This is a genomic window from Moraxella porci DSM 25326 (assembly GCF_002014855.1).
Taxonomy (GTDB): Bacteria; Pseudomonadota; Gammaproteobacteria; order Pseudomonadales; family Moraxellaceae; genus Moraxella; species Moraxella porci.
The window spans coordinates 198,196-221,907 of sequence record NZ_MUYV01000005.1 but is presented as its reverse complement, the minus strand read 5'-3'; the positions used below and the strand labels follow the sequence as shown (position 1 = coordinate 221,907).

Below are 23,712 nucleotides of genomic sequence, written 5' to 3'. Positions count from 1 at the left end.
GACCAACTAGCCCTTAAACTCGCTCATCTGCTCAATAAATTGATCAAACAGCACCGCACAATCATGTGGGCCTGGGCTGGCTTCTGGATGTCCTTGGAAGCTAAATGCAGGACGATTGGTCAGCTCGATGCCTTGGTTTGAGCCATCAAACAATGAGCGATGTGTCACACGCACATTGGCAGGTAGGCTTGATTCATCGACCGCAAAACCGTGGTTTTGGCTTGTGATCATCACCGTGCCATCTAGGATGTTTTGGACTGGATGGTTCGCCCCGTGATGACCAAACTTCATCTTCAAGGTCTTCGCCCCGCTTGCCAATGCCAATAGCTGATGACCTAGGCAGATGCCAAACACTGGAATGGCGGTCTCATTAATAATATGACGAATCGCATCGATGGCATAAGTACATGGCTCAGGATCGCCAGGGCCGTTTGACAAGAAAATACCATCTGGGTTGTGCTTTAGTACTTCAGCCACAGGGGTGGTCGCAGGTACGACAGTGACATGGCAGCCACGATCGACAAGCATACGCAAGATGTTGGTTTTGACACCAAAGTCATAAGCCACGATATTAAAGCGGTGCTCGATATCTTCGCCAAGCTTACGGAAGCGGCCGCCGGTCTCGGTTGTCTTAGCATTGCGGCCATCATTGGCAAGCTCCCATGAGCCTTCAGTCCAGATGTAGCCTTCTTGGTCGCAGCAGACCTTGGCAAGGTCTTGACCTTTCATCGATGGTGCTGATTTGGCAAGCTCAATTGCACGAGCTTCATCGATATTGCCATCGCTATCGGCTGTCATGATGCAGCCATTTTGAGCACCTGTGGTGCGTAGTAATGTGGTCAGCTTGCGAGTGTCAATGTCAGCGATCGCTACGACATTATTGGCAATCAGATAATCTGACAGCGAGCCTGTGGCACGAAAGTTTGAGTGCAGTAGCGGCAAATCACGAATGATCAATCCTGTCGCCCACACCTTATGGATGCGACCTGATTCACGATCTTCATCGTTACAGCCCGTGTTGCCGATGTGCGGATAGGTCAAGGTGACCATTTGTCCTGCATAGCTTGGGTCGGTTAAGATCTCTTGGTAGCCTGTCATCGCTGTGTTAAATACCACTTCACCGACAGTTTCGCCTGTGGCACCGATGCTCACACCACGAAAAATTGTGCCGTCTGCCAGTGCCAATACGGCTTTTAAGGTTGCTTGTGCTGTCATGAATCTGCCCCGGATTTATTATAGATTTTAAATATTTTAGCCTAAAAATATTAAGAATAGCCAAATTTTGGATAAAATTTTTTGGCGATCGCTCGCCACTAGACCATTCATGGTAGGAAAATCACGCACAAAAAAGCGAATGATTGATACAAATAACTTACCCTTGAAATGCCAAGATAAAGTTAGATGTATTCATAATCACTCGCTCGTCGTAGATTTTGGCTATTATATATAAAATTTTGCAAAAAATCCAACAATTTTTGACAAATTTTTACATCAGGCTAACCTCAAAAATCCCACTCATCAAGCATCAGGCTCCAAAACCACTGCTGCTGAGTTGATGCAGTATCTCAGACCAGTATCGGTGACATAATTATCATCAAAGACATGACCCAGATGCCCACCGCAGTGATGGCAGGTGACTTCGATGCGACGCATCCCATGCGACAGATCCAACGTCTCATCGACAGCTTGTTTATCAATCACCTGATCAAAGCTTGGCCAGCCACAGCCAGAATGAAACTTCGCCGCGCTACTAAATAATGGCGCATGACAGCCCTTACAGTGATAAGTGCCTGCCGTCTCGGTATCGGTATAAATGCCTGTAAATGCCCGCTCCGTGCCTTTTTGGCGTAGCACATAGTAAGACAGCTCATCAAGTCGCTCTCGCCAATCACCATCTGTCATGGTGTACAAAGTCTCTTGGTCAATGGTTTTCATGATTATCCTTAAATCTTCATTGGGTATATTGTATTTATTAAGTTAAACACCATCGGCCACACTGGTTGGCATGATGAATGCTTTGATTGTATCATAAAATCGATGGATCATTTGATAAAAGCTATAAATTTGCCAAAATTCAGTTATTTTGCAAGTAAAGCTTGCATTTTTATTATTCACATTGCTAAATTTATCTAAGTAACAAAAATTTGACAAGCATAACTTGCAAAATGGCCAATATGGGCGTAAAATACTGCCATTCATTCATCAGCGATGGTTGCTATGAGCCAAATTTTGCAAGACAATGACAGTCACGACACATTAACCAGTACCCAAGCCCAAGGTCTTCGCCTAAAACAGTGTCGCAAGGCACTCGGTATGTCTGCTGAAAGCCTGGCGATCAAGATGGGAGAGTATGGTTCGCCTGTCAGTCGTGGTGCGATTGCCAATTGGGAATGTGGCAAAAATGGCATTGCCAGTGCTAAATTGCCGATTCTTGCCCAAGTGCTTGGCGTGAGCGAAAGCTATTTGCTGCGGGGCGATGATGCCGTCACGCCAATGGGTACGCCGATGATGACTCCAAATTTACAAACGACACAACCTGTGGAAACTGCTATGCTTACCGACACCCCAAAACCCCTAAAAAAATCCAGTAAACTTGCCAATGTCTGCTACGATATTCGTGGTGAACTGCTTCAGACTGCTGTACGCATGGAGGCTGAAGGTCAGCGTATCATCAAGCTAAATATCGGCAATCCAGCACCATTTGGTCTATTGCCACCAGATGAGATCGTCCGTGATGTGGCGATGAATTTGAATGATGCGTCGGGTTATTCGGATTCACAAGGGATTTTTGCAGCGCGTAAGGCGATTTTGCAGTATTATCAAGCCAAAGGATTGTTGACGGCGACCGATGTGGCGGATGTCTATATCGGCAATGGCGTGAGTGAGTTGATTGTGATGACCATGCAGGCACTGCTTGATGACGGTGATGAGGTGCTGATCCCGATGCCTGATTATCCACTATGGACGGCAGCAGCAAATCTGGCAGGCGGTACGGCAGTGCATTATCGCTGTAATGAAGATGATAATTGGCAGCCTGATTTGGCGGATATCGAAAGTAAAATCACCCCACGCACCAAAGGCATCGTCATCATCAATCCAAATAACCCAACGGGCGCACTGTACTCTGATGAGATGCTGCACAGCATCGCCAATCTTGCCAAAAAATATGGCTTAGTCATCATGGCGGATGAGATTTATGACCGCATCTTGTACGATGGTGCGGTGCATACGCCGATGTGTACCATCACTGATGAATGCTTGGTGCTGACTTTCAACGGCTTATCCAAGTCGCATCGTATCGCAGGCTATCGCTCAGGCTGGCTGATGCTGTCGGGCAAAAAAGACCATGCCACCGATTTTATTGAGGGCTTGACCATGCTCGCCAGTATGCGTCTGTGTGCCAATGTGCCAGCACAATATGCCATTCAGACAGCGATGGGTGGCTATCAGTCTATGCAGGCTTTGACCGCACCGACAGGCAGACTGTGCAAACAGCGTGATTTGGCGGTACAGCGATTAAACGCCATCAAAGGCATCAGCTGTACCACACCGCAAGGGGCGTTTTATTGCTTTGCAAAGATTGATCGTGATGTCTATCCGATTGATAATGATATGAAATTTATGATGGAGTTATTGATCGAAGAAAAGGTGCTGATCGTCCAAGGCACAGGCTTTAACTGGGATCAACCAGATCATTTCCGTGTGGTATTTTTGCCAAATCTGATTGACCTTGAAGATGCGATGGATCGACTGGATCGGTTCTTTGCTAAAAAACGCCGTGAGTTTGGGACGGAGTGACAACCTACCTTATAAAGACAATAAAAAANNTTTTTTATTGTCTTTATAATTAATGATTTTGTTGAGCTTTGTACAGCTTGATTAATTCATCTTTTGCTTCTAATTCTTTGTCTTTTTGTAGAAGAAGTTCTTTTTGATGATCGATAATTAATAATAGTCGTGTCACTTCCTCTTGATTATTGCCAGTGTATTGATGGTAAGTGCCTTGAAAGTTTACAGCACCATTTAAGTTATGAATGATATTGCTTTCGGTAGGTAGTAAATCAACAATGCTGACCGCAAGCAAATCTGCAATCTTTTGTAATTTATCAAGATTTAATTTGGACTCGCCACGCTCTATTTTTGAGTAACCACTGGGCGACATTGACAATTTTTCAGCAAATTCTTCTTGTGTAATTTTCTTTAATTCTCTTAATTGCCGAATTTTATCATGAGTTTGCATAACCATTCCACTTTTACGGTAGCTAATGTCGATATTGGATTTGTGTAATATATCTGATTATTTATAATTTAACAACAGCGGATTTATTGCAAAGGAGTTAATTATGGCAAAATCACCTGAAGTTTATGATAAATTGGCTGCTTTTCATGAGGGCAAAGCCAAAAAAGCGTGGGCGAGAGCAAAAAGCGGTGAGGAAGGTTATAACTATGCTGTGGCAAAAAAGCATTATGGCAAAGCCAAAATGCACTCTGAAACTGCTGATCGATTAAGAAAAGAAGGTAAATAGTTAATCGATTGTTTTAATGATTTGGCTTAATGGACATAGTTAAGGTAATAGATATAGTACCAAGCCAATAAAATTGATAGTAATAAATCAAAGCAAAGATGAGGTTAGTATGTCTGAAAAGAAAGATCCATCAAAATCACCAAGAGAAACAGGTGGTCCTGTGGTAAAAACAGGTCCAACAGCAGGTCAAAACCGTTCTAGAAACCAAGATGGTCAGTGGCGAGCAAAACGCTCAGATGCTGGCATTCCACGAAAATAATCAGGAGTTTTTTATGAGTTTTTTTAGTAAACTTGCAGAAGCAGGGCAAAAAAAGTTGGGTGAACTTGAGGATCATCGATATCAGGCAAGCTGTATGTCAGATCAGGAATTGCTGAGAGCGGCAAGGTTTAAATCCGGTTTGGCAAGAACGGCTTATTTGCATGAAGTAAAAAGCAGAGGCTTAGAAGCTGAATTAAGAAAGATGATGAATTCTTAATTGCCTTACGATAAAACCCATGGTTTATTTCAAATCATGGGTTTTTTTCATTTACAATATCCCCAAACCATCTACCGATATTCCATTTTTGAATTTTAATTTTTTATGCTCAACGCTTAACATGATGCAATATAATTCTTAATCCAAAAACATCCTGTTGTTTCAATTCATTTAGCCATACGCCAAAGGAAAATTATCATGTATCAATACAGCTATGCTGACCAAAAACTGGTGGATGAGCGTGTCGCTCAGTTCCGTGACCAAACCCAGCGTTTTTTGGCAGGTGAGTTGCCAGAAGAGCAATTTTTGCCACTTCGTCTCCAAAACGGTCTGTATGTACAGCGTCATGCGCCGATGCTACGCATTGCCATTCCTTATGGTCTGATGTCAAGTAATCAGCTGCGTACACTTGCTGAGATTGCCCGTGATTATGACCGTGGCTATGGGCATTTTACCACTCGTACCAATCTACAGCTAAACTGGGTGAAGCTAGAAGAAGTGCCTGATATCCTTGCTAAGCTGGCTGCCAATCAGATGCACGCCATTCAGACATCAGGCAACTGTATCCGTAACACGACGACCGACCCGTATTCAGGCATTCACGCCGATGAGATTGCTGACCCACGCCCATACTGCGAGATTATCCGTCAGTGGAGTACTTTTCATCCTGAATTTGCCTTTTTGCCACGCAAATTTAAGATTGCTGTGATTGGCACTAAGGCTGACCGTGCAGCCACTCAGGTGCATGATATCGGTCTGCATTTGGTTGAGCGTGATGGTGAGATTGGCTTTGAAGTGCTGGTTGGTGGCGGTCTTGGCCGTACGCCAATCATTGGTAAGGTGATTAATGAATTTTTGCCACGCCGTCATCTGTTGTCGTATCTGGATGCGATTTTGCGTGTGTATAATCTAGAAGGTCGCCGTGATAATAAATATAAAGCGCGTATCAAAATCCTAGTCGAAAGCCTTGGTAAAGAGGTCTTTGCCCAAAAAGTCGATGAGGAATGGCAATCGCTCAAAGATGGTGATTTGACCTTGAGTGATGCACATTTTGAGAAGGCGCAAAGCTATTTTACCGCGCCAAATTATGAACAAATCGATCCGCTGGAGGCACAATCTAAGCTGGATGAATTTTTTGGCGATATCAACTTTAAAAACTGGTATGAGCATAACACTGTCGCCCATAAAGTGAACGGCTACCGTGCTGCGGTAATTTCACTAAAAGCGGGTGTGGTGGGCGATGCTTATGTACCAGCCGGTGATATCACTGATCAGCAAATGTTTGTTTTGGCGGATTTGGCAGATGAATATAGCCTAGGTGAAATCCGTGCAACGCATCACCAAAACCTTGTGCTTGGTGATGTCAAAATCACCGACCTATATGCACTATGGCAAAAACTGGTTGATTTGAAGTTGGCTCGAGCCAATATCGGCACGCTGACAGACATGATCGTCTGCCCAGGTTTTGATTATTGTGCTTTGGCAAATGCCACGACGCATAATATCGCCGAATCGATCGAAAAGCAGTTTAATGACTTGGATTATCTGTATGATTTGGGTGATATTCGCCTAAATATGTCAGGCTGTATGAATGCTTGTGCGCACCATCATGTAGGTGATATTGGTATTCTTGGCGTCGATAAAAAAGGCGAGCATTGGTATCAAATCAGCCTAGGTGGCAATTCAGGCGAAAATGCTAAGCTTGGTCAAATCCTAGGCCGTGCGGTCGCTGCTGATGAAGTGGCGCAGACGATTGCTACCATCGTTGATGTCTATAAAAACGAGCGTATCGAAAGCGATGAGCATATCGAGACCTTCGCTCAAGCGGTTGAGCGATTGGGTATCGCACCGTTCAAAGCCGCCGTTTATAGCTAATCAATCATAAAGCATAAGGAATCATCATGAGTCTAACTAAAGTATATAAAGATGCTCGTACCGAAAGCATCACCCTTGACGAAGCAGTGGTATCGCAAGCTTTGAATGCTGATACCACACCTGACGAGATCGAAGCGAATGTGGCAGCACTGCCAAAATCACTACTGTTTTATTTGGCGGACTTTAAAGACGGCCGTGTGTTTAGCCTAATTCGCCATGCTCGTCATAAGGGCTACACTGGTGAAATCATTGTGGCAGGCGAGTTTGCCTTGGATCAAGCCAATTACTTCGTCAAATCAGGTGCTGATGCTTTTGTCGTGGCTGATGATCAAGTCGCAACCTTAAGCAAAACCTTGACCGACCTTGCAACAGGCTATAATGGCGAGTCAGTCAATCGTTTGCCATTGTTTAGCTAATCCACAAAAAAGCGAGCTGCCATGAATACTTTGCCGTTATTTTTTAATCTACATAACAAAACCGTGCTGATCGTCGGTGGTGGTGATGTCGCCCACCGTAAAGCGGTATTGATGGCAAAGGCACAGGCTCGCATGGTGGTGATTGCCAAGCAGTTTGATGAAGAGTTTATTCAATTTCTAAATCAAAATGCGGTCACTTATCATCAAAAAATCTATGAGCCAAGCGATCTAGACACTTATCAGCCTGCCATCGTCATTGGTGCCACCGATGATCATGCGGTGAATGTCGCACTGCATGGTGATTGTCAGGCTCGTGGCATTGCTGTCAATATTGTTGATACGCCCAAGCTTTGTGATTTTATTTTTCCTGCCATTGTCGATCGCGATCCTGTGGTGATTGGTGTGTCTAGTAATGGCAAAGCGCCTGTATTGGCACGACTGATTCGAGCCAAGATTGAAAGCAGCTTGCCAAGCAGTATCGGTAAGCTTGCTGCCAAAGCCGGTGAATTTCGTGCCAAGGTCAAAGATGCCTTGCCGACCATCACCGAGCGACGCTATTTTTGGGAATCGGTGTTCGAGCGAGCCTTGGCGGATCGTCAGATTGCCCCATTGGACGATGAACTCCAAAGCTTTATTGACCAAGGCAAACAAGGTGGCGAAGTCTATATCGTCGGTGCTGGTGCAGGCGATCCTGATTTATTGACTTTCAAGGCACTAAGGCTGATGCAGCAGGCTGATGTCGTGTTGTACGATGCATTGGTATCACCTGAAATCATCGATCTGTGTCGCCGTGATAGCCAAAAAATCTTTGTCGGCAAAAAACGCACCGACCACGCCAAAACCCAAGATGAAATCAATGCGTTATTGGTGCAATTCGCCAAGGCGGGCCATCGAGTGCTACGCCTAAAAGGTGGTGATCCGTTTGTCTTTGGGCGTGGTGGTGAAGAGATGCTGGCGTGCCAAGCCTCAGGCATACCTTATCAAGTCGTCAGTGGTATCACGGCGGCACTGGCGGCAGGTAGCTGTGCAGGCATTCCGCTGACACATCGTGGTGTGGCGACTTCGGTGCGATTCTTGACAGGATGTTATAAGACGCATGAAGCGTTTGATGGCCTAAAAAGCGCCTATCAGCCTGATGAAACTTTGGTGTTTTATATGGGGCTACACGCACTGCCCAAGATTGTCGATAGCCTGATCGGATCAGGCTTACCAAGTGATTTGCCGATCGCCATCGTGTCAAATGCCAGTCTGCCAAACCAAGCGGTCTTGACAGGTACACTCAGTAATATCGTCGCCAAGCAAGCCGAATCAGGTGTCAGCGCCCCTGCCATCATTATCGTCGGTAAAGTGGTGGATCTGTATTGTGGCGACTAAAACACAAACACTTTAAGCATCCATCCATTGACCAATAAAAAATGCCAGTATGTAACTGGCATTTTTAGTGGATAAGCACTCAAATCAAGCAGCGTTTCTTTTATTATATTGCACCGAATTATACAATGACAACGCAATGAAAGCCACACCGATCAAGCCTGTAATGATCTCAGGCACATGGAATTTGGTCGATAGCAGCATGATCACCGCCAAAGCACCGATGGCATAATGCGCACCATGCTCCAAATACACGAACTCGCTTAATGTGCCTTTATCCACCAAATAAATGGTCATCGAACGCACAAACATCGCACCGATCGCAAGACCAATCATGATGATGATCACATCATTGGTGATGGCAAAAGCACCGATCACACCATCAAAACTGAATGACGCATCCAGCACCTCTAGGTACAAGAAACCTGCCACCCCACCTTTTAGGATCGTCGGTGATACGCCTGCGGTATTGACGATCACATTGCCTTTGGCGTCATAAACCACCTCGTCAGGATCGCTCTCACCCTCAAGCAATGCCGACAGCACGCTCACGCCCAAATAGACCAAAATACCCCACAGGCCTGCGGTCAGTACGACGCCCTGCTTAGCTTCATCCACCCAAGTCATTGAAACCATCAAGACGACCAATGCCACAAACACACTCATCGCATCGACTTTGCTAAAGCGCACCAACCGCGACTCTAGCCAACGGAACCAATGCACATCTTTATCGCCAAACATGAATTTTAAAAATACCAACAACAAGAACATGCCGCCAAATGCCGAAATCTCCGCATGATGCGCGTTCAGATGTTCGGCATATCTAGTCGGATCATTGAGTGCCAAGTCGATGACTTGCATCATGCCCAGATTGGCGGTCACTGCCACGATGACGATCGGAAATACCAAACGCATACCAAAGACCGCGATCAAAATACCGACAGTTAAGAAAATCTTTTTCCAAAAATCATTCCAACCCTTTAAAATAGAGGCGTTCACCACCGCATTATCAAAGGATAATGACACCTCCATAATCGCCAAAATCGCGGTGATGCCAAGCGCCATCAACATGCCTGAAACGCCACCATGACTGTAGCCCCACCATGCTGCTATCACAAAGCAGATCACAGTGAAAATAATGTCAAATAAAAAATGTCTCATAATCACCTTATGAATAATAAAAAAACGCGCCATCGAACTACTCTCCGATGGACGCCGTTATCAATTGATGATGTCATTATATCCGTAAAAGCCGCGACATTCAACGCTATGATAATGATATGGATAAATTTTTAATGGCAATTAACAAATTTACAACAGCGTTTATGATTCGATTAAATCTGCTTAGGCCTTAGATTAAGATTTTTATTAAACACCAATCCAGCATTTTTAAGCCAATTTGTTTAAATACACCAGCGAATAAAAATAAATCAAAATTTTTCAAAAAAAGTCTTGTCAAATCATAAAAATTTGCTATAATAGCGCCCACAAAGCAGCAATGCTTATCCCTTTTGGGGTCGTGGCGGAATTGGTAGACGCACTGGATTTAGGTTCCAGCGCCGCGAGGTGTGAGAGTTCGAGTCTCTCCGACCCCACCATATTAAAACCTTGCTCTGATTGCAAGGTTTTTTTATGTCCGCTTGTTAAGCTCTATCGCCATCGCCTGAGTGCTATGGCTGATGCTTTGATTAGGATTTGTGGGTGTTTAACAGCGCTGCATTATTCATCAGCTGCTGTTAATGCAGCCAAAAATGCCTGATGGCGCTTTTGCTGTTCATCATACGCCTGCTTTTCACGGCTGTATATCTCATACACACAATAATCCCCGCACTCGCTACCACAGCACTCCCAGTCTTCAGGATAGTCAGGCTTGGGCAATAATACTTCATTAAATACTTGAGTTTCGCTCATCATCACTCCTTTTGATTTATTATAACAAATTCTCATAAAAAACGCCCAAACCTACATGGATTTGAGCGCTTATAAGCCAAATGATTTTGCAGATTATTCATCCACAAAGGTCAGCCAGTGCTTGTACTGCTCATTGCGACCTTGCACCACATCGAAATATAGCGTTTGTAGTTTTTCGGTGATTGGGCCACGACCGCCGTTACCGATGGTGCGATCATCATATTCACGGATTGGCGTCACTTCTGCCGCCGTACCAGTCATAAAAATTTCATCTGCCAAATAGAACTCATCACGAGTGATGCGACGCTCAACGACCTTGATGCCAAGATCTTGGGCAAACTGGATGATCGTGCGACGCGTGATGCCGTCCAGCGCACCACCTGCCAAATCAGGCGTGTGTAGCTCGCCATTTTTTACCAAAAATAGGTTTTCGCCAGAGCCTTGACACACATAACCTTGTGGATCCATCAAGATCGCTTCATCATAGCCATTACGGGTCACTTCTTGGTTGGCTAGGATAGAAACAGGATAGTTGCTGGCCGCTTTGGCTTTACACATGGTGACATTTGGATGATGGTGCGTGTAGCTTGAAGTTTTGACACGGATACCGTTTTTGATACCATCTTCGCCCAGATACGCACCCCAATGCCATGCCGCGACAGCTGCGTGGATGGTGTTGTCTTTGGCGGCGATGCCCAGTTTTTCAGAACCAACCCAGATCAATGGGCGGATGTAGGCAGCAGCCAAGTTATTCAGACGCACGACATCTTTTTGGGCTTGGCACAGCTCATCAAAGCTGTAAGTGCAGTTTAGCTGAAAGATTTTGGCTGAATTTAGTAAGCGCTCAGTATGCTCTTGTAGGCGAAAAATCGCCGTGCGACCATCTGGCGTTTGGTAAGCGCGGACGCCTTCAAATACCGCCAAGCCATAGTGCAAGCTGTGGGTCAGTACATGCACCTTGGCATCTGGCTGTTCGACCAATGCGCCATCGAGCCACATTTTGCCTTCTTGGGTTGCCATGCTCATAAGTTACTCCATAATTGAGTTTGTTAAATTTCAAGCGATTATAGCAGATGCGATAAAATAATAAAATGCTTTTAGGATGGCCTGATCACTTTTTTATGATAAACCAATTAGCCAAGCAGCACATCTTGCCAAACTTGGCGTACAAAGTCACGCAGCTCATGCCATTCATCATCATCGACGATGGTCGTTTGTTCAGATAAGGCCAGCTCATGGGTCTTTTTGCGCAGTCGCAGATAGGCTTCTGTCAGCTTCTGACAGCGATAACTCTCCCAGATACCTGTTTTTTCGACTTCCTCAAAAATACGCACATTGTCTGGCCAAATCGCCAATGTCGGATACTCATGCGACTGACTTAGCACCATATATTGTGCCAAAAATTCAATATCCACCAAACCGCCAAAATCTTGCTTAAGATGAAACTGCTCATGATCGCCATCACGGCTGCTGGTCTTAGTACCCAAATGGGTTTGCATTTTTTGGCGCATCTCAATCACATCGCTGCGCACTTGTTCTGGATTTCGCTGCTGGGTCAGGATTTTTTTGCGAATCTGATCAAATTCTGCCAACACCTGATCATCACCAACGATGCCACGCGCGCGCACCAAAGCCTGATGCTCCCATGCCCAAGCCTTTTCGTTTTGATACATCTCAAAGGCATGGGTCGAGATCACCGCAACGCCAGCATTACCCGACGGACGCAAGCGCGTGTCAATCTCATAAGCACGGCCATCGCGAGTCTGGGTGGCCAGATAAGTCATCAGTTTTTGCACCAGACGCGCGGCAAATTTCATGCCACTGATCGGCTTCTCGCCATCAGTTTCGTCCTTTTCATCAATGCGGTGCAAAAATACCAAGTCCAAATCAGACGCATAACTCATCTCAAGCCCGCCAAGCTTGCCATAGCCGACGATGGCAAAGCCACAGTCATCGACATCGGCACGCTCGCCATTTTGAAGTAATGGAAAACCATGTTTTGCCGTCAGCTCATCAAAGGCTCGATACAGTGCCGACTCAAGCACCACTTCAGCGATAAATGTCAGGCTATCTGACACCTTCATGATATGGCGAAGCCCTAGCACATCAGCGGTTGCCACTGCCAATACTTGTGTCTTTTTAAATAGGCGAATGGCTGACAAATACCCTTCATCATCAAAAGGCTCAACACGAAGCAGGCTTTGGCGTAAAATATCGGTCAGCTCACTCTTATCCGGCAGATGCAGATAGCGTTTTTGTAAGAAAGTATCGAGCAGTACAGGATAATGCGCCAGCTCTTTGGCAATCCAAGGACTGGCTGATAGCATCGGGATCAGTCGCACGGTGGCATCAGGATTTTCGGTCAGCATTATCAGATAAATCGAGCGGCGACAAATCGCTTCAAGCAATGCAATCAGTCGTGGCAGTGCCATCATCGCAGACTGCACACCATCCATCTGCGCATGGGTCAATAATGCGTGCAAAATAATCGGATAAGCTTGGGTCAGTCGCTCTTTTGAGACATCATCAAGCGAGCCAACCAGTCTTGAGTTCATAAACTCATCAAGCTGCGCCATCGCATCATCGCCCAAAGTCTCATGCAGTGATTCACCGATTTGCTCAGCGTTTAGGCTTTCTTGCTTGGGCGATTGGCGGTCGGTCACCATACGCCCAAACGGTCGGCTGACATTTTGGCGATGTGCATCAAGTACAGAGCGGAACGACGACACCGACTCAAAACCAAGCGTCTGAGCAATCGCCAAAAGCTCATCAGCATCACTTGGCAGCCTTTGGGTCTGATGGTCATGGCGTGCTTGGATGGCATGCTCAAGCCGACGCAAAAAACGATACGCCGATGATAACTGCTTGCTTTCTTCGGCATCGATATAACCAAGCTCAGTCAGCACCTGCATACACTCAAGACACGCAGGATGCTCAGCAATCCGCACATGATGCCCACCATAAATCAGTGCAAACGCTTGTACAATAAACTCAATATCACGAATACCGCCCACGCCAAGTTTGACATTGTCAAGATCCTGACGCTGGGTTTGCTGATTGATAATCATCGCTTTCATTTCACGAAGTGCGCTAAAGGCACTGTAGTCAATATAATAACGATGAACAAAGTTTTTAGTAATTTGGCGTAATTGTGTGGCAAACTCATCACTGATGTCATTGACCACACGAGCTTTTAGCCAAGCAAACCGCTCCCAAGTTCGCCCATGCTGATTAAAATATTTTTCTAATGCTTGTAAATGCAGCACCAAAGGCGAGCCATCACCCCACGGACGCAGACGCATATCAACACGGAACACAAAACCATGTTCGGTATTCTCATCAAGCAGCTTGATCACCCCACGACCCAAATCACGCATGAATTTATGGCTGTCGATACACTTTTTACCATCGGTATCGCCATTATCAATATGCACAAAAATCAAATCAATGTCACTGGATAAATTCAACTCTCGTGCACCAAGTTTACCCATGGCAATGATGGCAAGCTCATCTTTGAGCTGCTTAGTCTTACGACGGATGATCGGATCGCCATAGCGATTGGTTAATTTATAATAAACAAAATCTTTTGAAAAACTGATACAACTATCGGCAAAATCAGACAGCTCACGGGTTAAATCTTCAAGTGTAATCACAGCCAGCGCATCTTGCCAAATCCATTTGAGCATCAAAAAACGACGCAGTTCACGAAGCCCCTGCATCACCATCTCTTCATTGATACTATCTAGGTAATTGGTCGTGCCAAGTCCGACAAATCGTCGTACTAACCCATCAAAATCAGCTCGAGTCATCGGTGTGCCAAAGCCAAACTCACCCAAAAATGCTTCAGCACGCTGTGTGTGTTTTTGATAAATCTGCAATGCAAACGGACTGGCAAGCGCCAAAATATCCAGCTGCTCTTTATTAGGGATAAAATCAAATGAACTCATGACGACCATCTCAAAGCTACACCCTTGTAGCACAAAATCCAAATTCAACTTATTTTACACCAAATTTTGCGTTATAATAAGTCAAAGCTTTGATTATTTCTGATAAAACCTGATCACAATTCTATTATATCATATTATCTTATGTCCATATCAAAAATTCTAATATTAGTCAGTGCATCGCCACACACCCACCAAGCCAAGCTTGCCTTGGCAGATGCCAAAGCACGATTGTCACAAGGTGAGATGGTGTCGGTATTTTTTTATGGTGATGGCGCTTATACCGCCAATCGCCTGATGTGGCAGACTGCCGATGTGCTAAGTATTAGCGATGGCTGGGCGACTTTATCAGAGCAATATCAGCTGGATTTACCAGTGTGTGTCAGCACGGCGCTCGCTCGGGGCATCACCGATGGTGAAAATGCCAAACGCCATGGATTGGATGGTGACAATCTACGCACGCCGTTTCGCCTTGTGGGACTGTCTGAGTTGGCACTCTTGATTGATGATGGCGTACAAGTGGTGCAGTATTAGGGGTTTTATGAAATTTTTAATAAAAATTAACACAGATAGTGAGCTAATCAGCTATGAAGCCATTGCATTGGCGTTCACTTTGGCGACTTTTGACCATGCTGTACAGTTATCATTTGGAAAGGATAGCTTAACAGTATTGATGGATGAATCTACTCGCATCTATGGCATGGTACAATCGCTTGAGCTGTATGATTTGCCAAAAGCTTATCACGAATTTTCTGATGAACCAACCAAACTAAGTCCTGCCATTCAAGCGGTATTGACAATCGGTCAGCCCGCGCTTGATGACTATGATGCCGTGCTGACTTTTTAAGATAAACACTCAGTTAAGATATATAATACAATGACAGAACAAGCATTATTACTTGATGATGATGGACATTTGGTCAATCATTTGGACTGGACACCAGCCGTCGCTCAGACATTGGCAGATACGCTTGATGTATCGCTTAGCGATGAACACTATCAAATCTTAGCCCAAGTTCGTGCGTTTTTTGAGACTTATCATCACAGTCCTGCCACTCGCCCATTGATTAAGCATCTGATGAACACCTTGCCTGAGCTTGATATTAATAATCAAAAACTACAAGCATTGTTTAACACAGGTCTGGTGGCTCGTCATGTCAATCGCATTGCCGGACTGCCAAAACCACCAAATTGCCTTTAAATTGCCTATAAGATCCCATCACTGAATCACATCCTCCACCACTGACCGATCAGTACAAAATGTCCACTGTACAGCATCGCGGACAGTTTTTATACTAAAAGCCAAATCATCATGCCGATCAGCAGCATTCGCTTACTGCACTGAGTATTGAGTGATATGGCAAGAACAGCCATTGATGTTGATTGTCATATCGATTAACACATTTATTCATCAAATCCAAGCCCTAAAAGATGAGCGAGCACCACAAGGAAGTTGTATGACACAAAATCTCACCCCTAACATTGCGCCGACCGATTTGACGATGACGCTATTGATGACGCCTGATATGGCCAATTTTTCTGGCAATGTGCATGGCGGCACCATCCTAAAGCTACTCGATCAAGTCGCTTATGCCTGCGCCAGTCGCTATGCTGGCGGCTATGTGGTGACTTTGTCGGTGGATCAAGTGATCTTCAAAGAGCCGATTTATGTTGGTGAGCTGGTGACTTTCTTTGCGCGCATCAACCATGTCGGCACCACCTCGATGGAAGTCGGCATTCGTGTCGAGGCCGAAAACATTCAGACTCGCACCACACGCCACACCAACAGCTGCTATTTTAGCATGGTGGCGGTCGATGATCAGCGCAAACCTGTGGCAGTCGCACCTTTGGCGCTGCATGATGAGATCTCCAAAAAGCGCTTTGAGATGGCCAAAGCGCGCAAAAAACTGCGCATCGAGCTACAATCGCATGACTGGTAGTGGCGATGTTCTGTGCATTTCAAATCTAGCAAATCAATTCACTTGTGGTATAATGATGGCAATTTCTTAATCAAACTGTCAATTAACCATGAACGAATCGATCAGTCTTATCTCCCTCATCTTAGAAGCCAGCTTGGTGGTCAAGCTCGTGATGGCACTGCTGTTGGCGCTCTCCATCCTAAGCTGGATTCTTATTTTTCATCTAACCACCAAGATCGGTGGTGCATCGCGCTTTGATGACAGATTTCAGGCTTGGTTTTGGAGTGATGACATCGATAAGCAGCTGTCTGTGGTGCAACAAGAAACCGAGCGCACTGGCCTTGAGGCGATTTTTTATGAAGGTTTGGCACATACAGACGCGGCTTTGGCTAATGATAAAAAGCTTGACATCATCGAGCGTCGTCTGCGCACCGCGATGGGTGCTGAGCAGGTAAAATTAGAAAAAGGTTTATCAACACTGGCAACCATCGGTTCAGTATCACCTTATATTGGCTTATTTGGCACAGTTTGGGGGATTATGAATGCGTTCATCGGATTAGGTCAGGCGGATTCGGTGAGTCTAGCCACAGTCGCACCGAGTATCGCCGAGGCGCTGATTGCGACAGCATTGGGTCTGTTTGCTGCGATCCCTGCGACGATGGCGTTTAATTATTTTACTGCCAAAGCCAATGGTGTGTATGAGAATCGAAGCTTGTTTGGCGAAAGCTTGATGAGCGCTTTGGTCGAAAAATTTGCCAAGCCATCACACCCAGTACAGTCAGCACAACTTAGCGCCGAACAAGAGCATCCTTATGGCATCTAATCGTTTCGCCCGACGCACCAAGCCGCTTACTGCAGAGATGAATGTCGTGCCATACATCGATGTGATGTTGGTATTGTTGGTGATTTTTATGGTCACTGCGCCGATGCTCAGCACAGGCGTCGAGGTATCGCTACCCAAAGAAGACACAAAACCCATCACCCAAAGTGAAGATCTGCCTGTCATCGTCAGCCTAAATGCTGATGGTCAGCTGTTTGTCAGCCACAAAAACGCCATCGATGCTCCGATCGACGATCAAGGCTTGGATGCTCTACTCCGACAAATGCACAGCGAGAATGATCGCCTGCAAGTGATGGTCAATGCCGATGCCAACAATCCGTACAGCCAGATCATGCGCATCATGGCATTGATCCAAAATGCTGGCATCAATCAAGTCAGCTTATTGAGCGAATCTGCCAACTAAGATCAGGCCAATTAAGTAGGTGAGTATGCCAAATCCCCCTTCTCATGCCAAAACGCCCGATCAGACAGCCGATCGTTCGGTCTGGACGCTGCCGATTTTGGCCAGCGTACTTGGTCATGCGATCATCTTGGTAGCCATCGGCGCACCGATCATCTCGCCACCACAGACTGATACTGGTATTCAGACGACATTGGCCAGCCAAGAGCAATTTGCCGCAGCCAGTCAAGCGCTAAAAGCCCATCACGATGCCAAGCAAAGCACGACAGCCATCACACCTGTTGATCAAGCACTGATCCAAGCCCAAAGCCAGCGCACTTATGATCAGCCGCGCGTGCGACACTCATCAACACAGATCGCAAATAGCCAGCCATCGTTGTTTGAGCCAAGCTTTGATCCGATGCTGTCCAATGACACCATCAGCGAGCCCTCAAACAGCATTGATGGCGTATTTGCCGAGGCCGAGAGCGCTGCTGCTGGCGGCGCTGAGCCAAGCAGACAGCCATCGCGTGCTGAGATTAACAGCGCATTGGCCTCAGTCAGAAGCCGCATCGAGAGCATCTGGAAACGCTATCCCAATCAGCCAAATCAGACCATCAGTTTTCAGGTCAATCTTGATGATCAAGGCAATGTCACTGGCATCAGCTTTGGCGGTGGTCATCCCGATTTGCGCGAATCAGTGACCGCGTCGGTGCATGCAGCTGCCCCCTTTACAGAATTGGCAGGCATAAGAAACAGCATCAAAATGCAGTTTACCACCGAACAGCTGATCAGCGCACCCAGCAGCAGTGACTCTGCTGATGAGTTTTAAGAATACAGCCGAGCAAGCCATGCATCAAAATTCACCCTATTTTAATAAGAGCATGTTATGAAAACCATCAAGCCCTCAACATTTAGCCAAGTATTCACCCAATCACTGATCATCGCACTCAGCACAGCTGCCATCACAGCCCACGCCAATCAGACTGCGAGCGATGATGAAGTATTGGTGATCACCAAACAAGTCGCTGCCAGCCAAAAACCTGTCGCGATTATGCCATTTGCTGGTGATGCTGCACTATCAGGCACCATCAGCTCGCTGTTAGATGGTGCAGGTCTGGGTGCCAACAGCCAAAATCTGCCGATGCTTACCCAAAGCAGCGCACAGATCACAAGCAGCCTCACCCAATGGCGCAATGCTGGCTATCAGCATGTGGTATTAGGACAAGTGCATTCAATCACAGGCAATAAAGTCGCCATTAATTATCAAATCATCAATACCCAAACTGGCACTGTCAGCAGCCAACAAACTCAGATCAGTGACAACACACCCACTGCCAAACGCGCCGCCGCCCACAAAGTCAGTGATCAGATCTTCCAAGCCATCACTGGCAACACCTCGGATCTGACTGGCGTGATCGCTTATGTCGAAGAAAGCGGCTCACCCACCAACAAGACTTCCAGCCTAAAAATCATGGATGTCAGCGGCCAAACCATTCGCACGCTAGACACCGTCTCAGGCTCGATCATGACGCCTGTATTTTCAAAAGATGGTACACAGATTGCTTATAGCACCCAAGCCAATCAAGGACTGCCAGTCATACGCGTGATTTCGGTGTCTGGCGGTCAGCCACAGCTTGTGACCCCGTTTTGGGGACATAATTTGGCGCCAAGCTTTTCGCCTGATGGCACAAGTCTGTTATTTTCAGGCAGTCATGAAAATAATAACCCAAACATCTATCGGCTACATCTAAACGCCAATCGTCTGGAGCGCATCACCAATCTAAGTGGCGCTGAGAACTCTCCAAATTATCTGCCTGATGGCTCAGGCTTTATCTATACTGCCGATCATGGCACGCGCAGCCAAAGCCTACAACGCTATGATTTTAATAGCGGCCGCAGCCAGCAGATCGCCGCTCGCGCCTCAAACCCTCGCCTAAGCTTAGATGGCTCAAAATTGGTCTATGTCACCTCAGGTCGCATTGTGATCGCAAGCCCTCAAGGTCGCGTACAGCAAAGCTTTGCTGTGCCTGGAACAGAGGTCTCAGCCAGCTTCTCCCCTTCGGGCAACAGCATCGTCTATGCCGCAAGCCAAGGCAATCAAAGCCGCTTGGTGGTACGCAGCCTGACCAGCAATGCATCGCGCACGATCTTAAGCTCAGGTACTGTCCGCGATCCGATCTGGTCAAATTGATCGATGCGCACTGCCTTTATGCACTGGCTATGGGTGTTTTTGGTGCTGTGCTTGACTGGTTGTCAACATATTCAGCTGGCCAAAAGCCCCCTACCCGTCAAGCTCATCGATGGCGCACAGCCCCCAAGCAGCCTGTCTGCCAAACAGTCGGTCGCTACCAATAAACCAACGCTACCCCAAAAAAATCGACCCGCCCCACCCAATACAGCAGAGGTCAGAACGGGCATTTTTTTATTGGAAGATTGGTTTTAATCGCTCAAGATTGGCAGCCGCCTGTTAGTCCGTACCGCCTTTATCATCTGTAATCGCCGCCTCAAAATACAGCAGCAGTTCATTGACCTTATCAATGCGTTCTTGGGTCTGCATCGCAGTTTTGGCATTAAAGCGGATACCTGTGGCGCCTTGCATTCGATAATCGCCGCCTGATTGAATCAGCTTGATGATCGCCAGAGCATCGACCGGCGTATCGGGGCGAAACTCAATGGTGATGGTATGCTCAGCTGCATCAATTTTGGTAATCCCAAGTTTTTTGGCGCGTATGCGAATGCGATGTACAGCAAAAAGGTTTTGGGTTTGATCTGGCAGTGCGCCAAACCGATCAATCATCTCAGTGCGAATGTCGATGAGTTCATCTACCTCATCTAAGCCACTGATTCTTTTATAAAAAACCAATCTCTCATGCACATCACCCATATACTCATCTGGAATCAGCGCCGATGCGTGTATGTTAATGTCACTCACCAAATCCAGCGGCGTGGCAAGACTTGGGGTTTTGCCCTGTTTGATCGCACGCGTGGCACGCTCAAGCATGTCCATGTATAGCCCAAAGCCGATGGTCTGCATATTGCCTGATTGTTCTTTACCCAAAATCTCGCCTGCACCACGAATCTCCAAATCCTCAGATGCCAACATAAAGCCTGCGCCCAGTGTATTGGCGCGTGTGATGGCATTGAGGCGTTTTTTGGCGTCGGAGGACAGACCTTTTAAGGATGGTACCATCAAATAACAATAAGCCTGATGATGGCTTCGTCCCACGCGTCCACGCAGCTGATGCAACTGCGCGATACCAAATTTATCAGCGCGGTGGATAATGATGGTATTGGCATTTGGCACATCGATGCCCGTTTCGATGATGGTACTGGCGACCAAGACATTGAATTTTTTATGATAAAAATCATTCATCACAGCCGCAAGCTCGCGCTCGTGCATTTGCCCGTGCGCCACAGCCACCCGAGCCTCAGAGATCAGCTCACGCAAGCTGTCAGCCGCCGCCTCGATGCTCGCGACATCATTGTGCAAATAATACACCTGACCGCCGCGCAAAATCTCCCGTAAAATCGCCTCTTTGATGACTTCATCGGATTTTGGTAATAAAAAAGTCTTGATCGCCAATCGGCGCGCAGGCGGTGTGGCGATGATCGAAATATCCTGCATCCCCGACAGCGCCATATTCAGCGTTCGTGGTATGGGCGTGGCTGTCATCGATAGGCTGTCAATGTCTGTTTGCATGGCTTTGATGCGCTCTTTATGGCGTACGCCAAATCGATGCTCTTCATCGATGATCATCAGACCCAAGCGTTTGAATTTCACCTCATCTTGCAATAGCTTATGGGTGCCGATGACGATATCAACCGTGCCATCAGCCAGCGATTCGATGACTTTATCATGATGCTTTTTGCTGCCAAAGCGTGACAAACCCTCAACACGGATCGGCCAATCAGCAAAGCGCGTCAAAAAACTGTCCTCATGCTGACCTGCCAGTAGTGTCGTCGGCACCAGCACCGCGACCTGATAGCCTGCCTGCACCGCGATGAATGCCGCGCGCATCGCCACTTCGGTTTTGCCAAATCCAACATCGCCACAGATCAGGCGATCCATCGGCTTGGACTGCTTCATATCATGCATCACCGCTTCGATCGCGGCTGCCTGATCGATGGTCTCTTCAAAAGCGAACTGACTGGCGAACAGTTCATATTGCGCCATATCAATCTCAAAGCTGATGCCAGATTTGGCATTGCGCCGCGCTTGTACATTGAGCAGTTCTGCTGCAACATCGTGAATCTGCTCGAGCGCCTTTTGTTTGGATTTCTCCCATTTGCCTGAGCCGATCTTTGACAGCGCTACTGCTTCAGAATCAGTACCACTGTAACGGCCGATCAGTGCCAGATTGGTGATCGGCACATAGATGCTGGCATCATCGGCGTATTTTAGGTGAATAAATTCTTGCTCACCCTCGCCCAAATCCAGTGCAATCAAGCCTTGATAACGGCCAATACCATGTTCTAAATGCACCACAAGCGACCCTTCGGCAAGCTCGGTGACTGATTTGACCAAAAACGCCTGTGAGATGCTTGATTGACGGCGTCGGCGCGTCTGGAGTACTTGACGACCAAAGATCTGCGTCTCGCTGATTACCACAAAGCCATCAGGCGTATCAAGCCACAATCCGCGCTCAATCCCAGCGACGCTGATGGCGATTTTTGAGCCATCAAATTGGTGTTTTTTGGCCAAAAACTCCCCGAAATCCGACACCAGTTCGGTGGTGATTTTACCCTTTAATAGCTCAAGAATGATCTCACGGCGACCAGCGCTTTCGGCCACCAGCAGCACTGGTATTGTCGATGATTTGATAAATTCAAGGAGTGCTGCCAAGGGTTCGGGGGCTTGATGATTGATTGGCAACGATGGCGGCTCAAGCATCGGCATCGATTGCAGACTAGGATCATCGGTACGCTCGATGATAATGCGCGGATAATTCTTTAATGCTTGATGAAATTCATTATTTTGAAAAAATAAATAATCAGGCGGCAAAATCGGCAGCTGTGCATCATGCGCGCGTGAATGATGGCGCGTCTGAATCTGCATCCAATGCTCTTGGTGATGCATCGCCATGTCGTGATGGCTGATGATCAGCGCATCTTTTGGCAAATAAGAAAACAGGCTGCCCATCGCCATCCACTGCTCAAGCTCAAAAAACAGCGGTGCGTAATACTCAATACCCTGTGGCGCAATGCCTGCCATCACATCATTATACAGGTCGATCTTACGCGCACTGGCAGCAGGAAACAAACTGGCGAAATTCTGGCGAAACAGGTCGCGGCCATCTTCTAGGGCAAATTCTTTGGCTGGTAATAATGAAAATTGATCGATTTTGGCGTGTGTAGGCAGCTTATGTGGCTGATGTAGATTCAAAGAAGATTCTGCATCTTTTTTTAATTTTTCTAAACTTAAATCAGTATGGGTGCGCTGCGTTTCAGGGTCGAAAAATTTGATGGTCTCAATTTCATCATCAAATAAGTCCAGACGAAACGGCAGGCTCTGCCCGATGGCAAATATGTCGATAATGCTGCCACGAACCGCAAATTCGCCGGGCTCAAACACCGTGTCAGTGTAAGTGTAACCCGCTTGAGTCAATCGCTCGCGTTCTTGCCCGATATCAAATTTATCCCCGACTTTTAAATCAAAATGCTGGCCGATTAACCAAGATGGCGGTGCGATGCGCTGCATCAATGTCTGTACGCTAACCAGTAACACACCTGACTTTGGCATGTTTGTCAGCAGTGCGATGCGCTCGGAGATGATGTCTTGATGGACAGATAGCTGATCATAAGCTAAGATCTCCCAATCGGGAAAAACCTTAGCATTCACCCCAAAAAAAGCCAGTTCAGTGTCCAGTTGATTGAGCTCATTTTGGGTATTGGCCACCATGACGATCAAGCGATTTTCATGATGGGCAATCTGCGACAGCCAAAAGCTCAAATCCGCACCACCTAAGCAGCTCACCGTTTTTTTATAATTCGCCTGCGTCGGCAGCTCGCCCAAATCTGGCGCAAAATCTTGTGTCATGATACTTACCACAT

Annotated in this window: 24 protein-coding genes and 1 tRNA gene; 17 read left to right on the top strand and 8 right to left on the bottom strand. The window is 46.6% G+C overall.

Annotated features, from left to right (window positions below):
• Positions 1-6: 6 nt before the first annotated feature.
• Complete coding sequence (carA, locus tag B0681_RS05275) at positions 7-1,215, bottom strand: glutamine-hydrolyzing carbamoyl-phosphate synthase small subunit (RefSeq protein ID WP_078317699.1); 1,209 nt, start codon at positions 1,213-1,215, stop codon at positions 7-9.
• Positions 1,216-1,518: 303 nt separating this feature from the next.
• Positions 1,519-1,935, bottom strand: a complete 417-nt coding sequence (gene msrB, locus B0681_RS05270) for a peptide-methionine (R)-S-oxide reductase MsrB (RefSeq protein ID WP_078317698.1) — start codon at positions 1,933-1,935, stop codon at positions 1,519-1,521.
• A 282-nt stretch (positions 1,936-2,217) separates the two neighbouring features.
• On the opposite strand from msrB, the gene B0681_RS05260 reads away from it, so the two are divergent.
• Positions 2,218-3,798 carry an aminotransferase class I/II-fold pyridoxal phosphate-dependent enzyme gene (locus B0681_RS05260; RefSeq protein WP_114144954.1) on the top strand — a complete coding sequence of 527 codons (1,581 nt, stop codon included), beginning with the start codon at positions 2,218-2,220 and terminating at the stop codon, positions 3,796-3,798.
• A gap of 49 nt (positions 3,799-3,847) precedes the next feature.
• On the opposite strand, the gene B0681_RS05255 is transcribed toward B0681_RS05260, so the two are convergent.
• The gene (locus B0681_RS05255) at positions 3,848-4,240 is read right to left on the bottom strand and encodes a helix-turn-helix domain-containing protein (protein WP_158077921.1); all 393 of its coding nucleotides are present in this window, start codon (positions 4,238-4,240) and stop codon (positions 3,848-3,850) included.
• 103 nt (positions 4,241-4,343) lie between these two features.
• On the opposite strand from B0681_RS05255, the gene B0681_RS05250 reads away from it, so the two are divergent.
• From B0681_RS05250 to cysG, 6 genes are all read left to right on the top strand, one after another.
• Positions 4,344-4,526, top strand: coding sequence for a hypothetical protein (locus B0681_RS05250; protein ID WP_078317694.1), 183 nt, complete (start codon positions 4,344-4,346; stop codon positions 4,524-4,526).
• Positions 4,527-4,635: 109 nt separating this feature from the next.
• Complete coding sequence (locus B0681_RS10435; protein WP_169835679.1) at positions 4,636-4,785, top strand: hypothetical protein; 150 nt, start codon at positions 4,636-4,638, stop codon at positions 4,783-4,785.
• Between the two features lie 13 nt (positions 4,786-4,798).
• A complete protein-coding gene (locus B0681_RS05245) occupies positions 4,799-5,002 on the top strand; it encodes a hypothetical protein (RefSeq protein WP_078317693.1) in 204 nt (67 codons plus the stop codon).
• Positions 5,003-5,200: 198 nt separating this feature from the next.
• Positions 5,201-6,877, top strand: a complete 1,677-nt coding sequence (locus tag B0681_RS05240) for a nitrite/sulfite reductase (RefSeq protein WP_078317692.1) — start codon at positions 5,201-5,203, stop codon at positions 6,875-6,877.
• A gap of 26 nt (positions 6,878-6,903) precedes the next feature.
• Complete coding sequence (locus tag B0681_RS05235) at positions 6,904-7,293, top strand: DUF934 domain-containing protein (RefSeq protein ID WP_078317691.1); 390 nt, start codon at positions 6,904-6,906, stop codon at positions 7,291-7,293.
• A gap of 21 nt (positions 7,294-7,314) precedes the next feature.
• Positions 7,315-8,667, top strand: coding sequence for a siroheme synthase CysG (gene cysG, locus B0681_RS05230; RefSeq protein WP_078317690.1), 1,353 nt, complete (start codon positions 7,315-7,317; stop codon positions 8,665-8,667).
• Between the two features lie 84 nt (positions 8,668-8,751).
• Here the strand turns inward: cysG and B0681_RS05225 are convergent, their stop codons facing one another.
• Positions 8,752-9,825: a DUF475 domain-containing protein gene (locus B0681_RS05225; protein WP_078317743.1), complete on the bottom strand. Its 1,074-nt coding sequence runs from the start codon at positions 9,823-9,825 to the stop codon at positions 8,752-8,754.
• A gap of 352 nt (positions 9,826-10,177) precedes the next feature.
• Here B0681_RS05225 and B0681_RS05220 point away from each other — a divergent pair.
• Positions 10,178-10,262: transfer RNA gene (locus tag B0681_RS05220), tRNA-Leu, on the top strand.
• A 121-nt stretch (positions 10,263-10,383) separates the two neighbouring features.
• On the opposite strand, the gene B0681_RS05215 is transcribed toward B0681_RS05220, so the two are convergent.
• From B0681_RS05215 to glnE, 3 genes are all read right to left on the bottom strand, one after another.
• Entirely contained in the window at positions 10,384-10,575 is a 192-nt protein-coding gene (locus B0681_RS05215; RefSeq protein ID WP_228143864.1) for an oxidoreductase-like domain-containing protein, read from the bottom strand.
• A gap of 93 nt (positions 10,576-10,668) precedes the next feature.
• Entirely contained in the window at positions 10,669-11,601 is a 933-nt protein-coding gene (locus tag B0681_RS05210; RefSeq protein WP_078317688.1) for a branched-chain amino acid transaminase, read from the bottom strand.
• A 107-nt stretch (positions 11,602-11,708) separates the two neighbouring features.
• Positions 11,709-14,522, bottom strand: coding sequence for a bifunctional [glutamate--ammonia ligase]-adenylyl-L-tyrosine phosphorylase/[glutamate--ammonia-ligase] adenylyltransferase (glnE, locus tag B0681_RS05205; RefSeq protein WP_078317742.1), 2,814 nt, complete (start codon positions 14,520-14,522; stop codon positions 11,709-11,711).
• Positions 14,523-14,663: 141 nt separating this feature from the next.
• Between glnE and tusD the strand changes: the two genes are divergently transcribed.
• The 9 genes from tusD to B0681_RS05160 all read left to right on the top strand — a co-directional run bounded on the left by tusD (position 14,664) and on the right by B0681_RS05160 (position 20,104).
• Complete coding sequence (gene tusD / locus B0681_RS05200; protein ID WP_078317687.1) at positions 14,664-15,053, top strand: sulfurtransferase complex subunit TusD; 390 nt, start codon at positions 14,664-14,666, stop codon at positions 15,051-15,053.
• Positions 15,054-15,060: 7 nt separating this feature from the next.
• Complete coding sequence (locus B0681_RS05195; RefSeq protein WP_078317686.1) at positions 15,061-15,366, top strand: hypothetical protein; 306 nt, start codon at positions 15,061-15,063, stop codon at positions 15,364-15,366.
• A gap of 30 nt (positions 15,367-15,396) precedes the next feature.
• Entirely contained in the window at positions 15,397-15,720 is a 324-nt protein-coding gene (locus tag B0681_RS05190; RefSeq protein ID WP_078317685.1) for a TusE/DsrC/DsvC family sulfur relay protein, read from the top strand.
• Between the two features lie 256 nt (positions 15,721-15,976).
• Positions 15,977-16,459, top strand: coding sequence for an acyl-CoA thioesterase (locus B0681_RS05185; protein ID WP_078317684.1), 483 nt, complete (start codon positions 15,977-15,979; stop codon positions 16,457-16,459).
• An 88-nt stretch (positions 16,460-16,547) separates the two neighbouring features.
• Positions 16,548-17,261, top strand: a complete 714-nt coding sequence (locus tag B0681_RS05180; RefSeq protein WP_078317683.1) for a MotA/TolQ/ExbB proton channel family protein — start codon at positions 16,548-16,550, stop codon at positions 17,259-17,261.
• Positions 17,251-17,682, top strand: coding sequence for a protein TolR (tolR, locus tag B0681_RS05175; RefSeq protein ID WP_199174093.1), 432 nt, complete (start codon positions 17,251-17,253; stop codon positions 17,680-17,682). Before B0681_RS05180 ends, tolR begins: the two co-directional genes overlap by 11 nt.
• Positions 17,683-17,707: 25 nt before the next feature.
• Positions 17,708-18,490: a cell envelope integrity protein TolA gene (locus tag B0681_RS05170; protein ID WP_078317682.1), complete on the top strand. Its 783-nt coding sequence runs from the start codon at positions 17,708-17,710 to the stop codon at positions 18,488-18,490.
• Positions 18,491-18,547: 57 nt separating this feature from the next.
• Complete coding sequence (locus B0681_RS05165) at positions 18,548-19,852, top strand: TolB-like translocation protein (protein WP_078317681.1); 1,305 nt, start codon at positions 18,548-18,550, stop codon at positions 19,850-19,852.
• Positions 19,853-19,855: 3 nt separating this feature from the next.
• The gene (locus B0681_RS05160) at positions 19,856-20,104 is read left to right on the top strand and encodes a hypothetical protein (protein ID WP_078317680.1); all 249 of its coding nucleotides are present in this window, start codon (positions 19,856-19,858) and stop codon (positions 20,102-20,104) included.
• A 24-nt stretch (positions 20,105-20,128) separates the two neighbouring features.
• Here B0681_RS05160 and mfd read toward each other — a convergent pair whose 3' ends face one another.
• Positions 20,129-23,698 (bottom strand): transcription-repair coupling factor, encoded by a 3,570-nt coding sequence (gene mfd / locus B0681_RS05155; RefSeq protein WP_078317679.1) that lies wholly within the window; start codon positions 23,696-23,698, stop codon positions 20,129-20,131.
• Between the last annotated feature and the right edge of the window lie 14 nt (positions 23,699-23,712).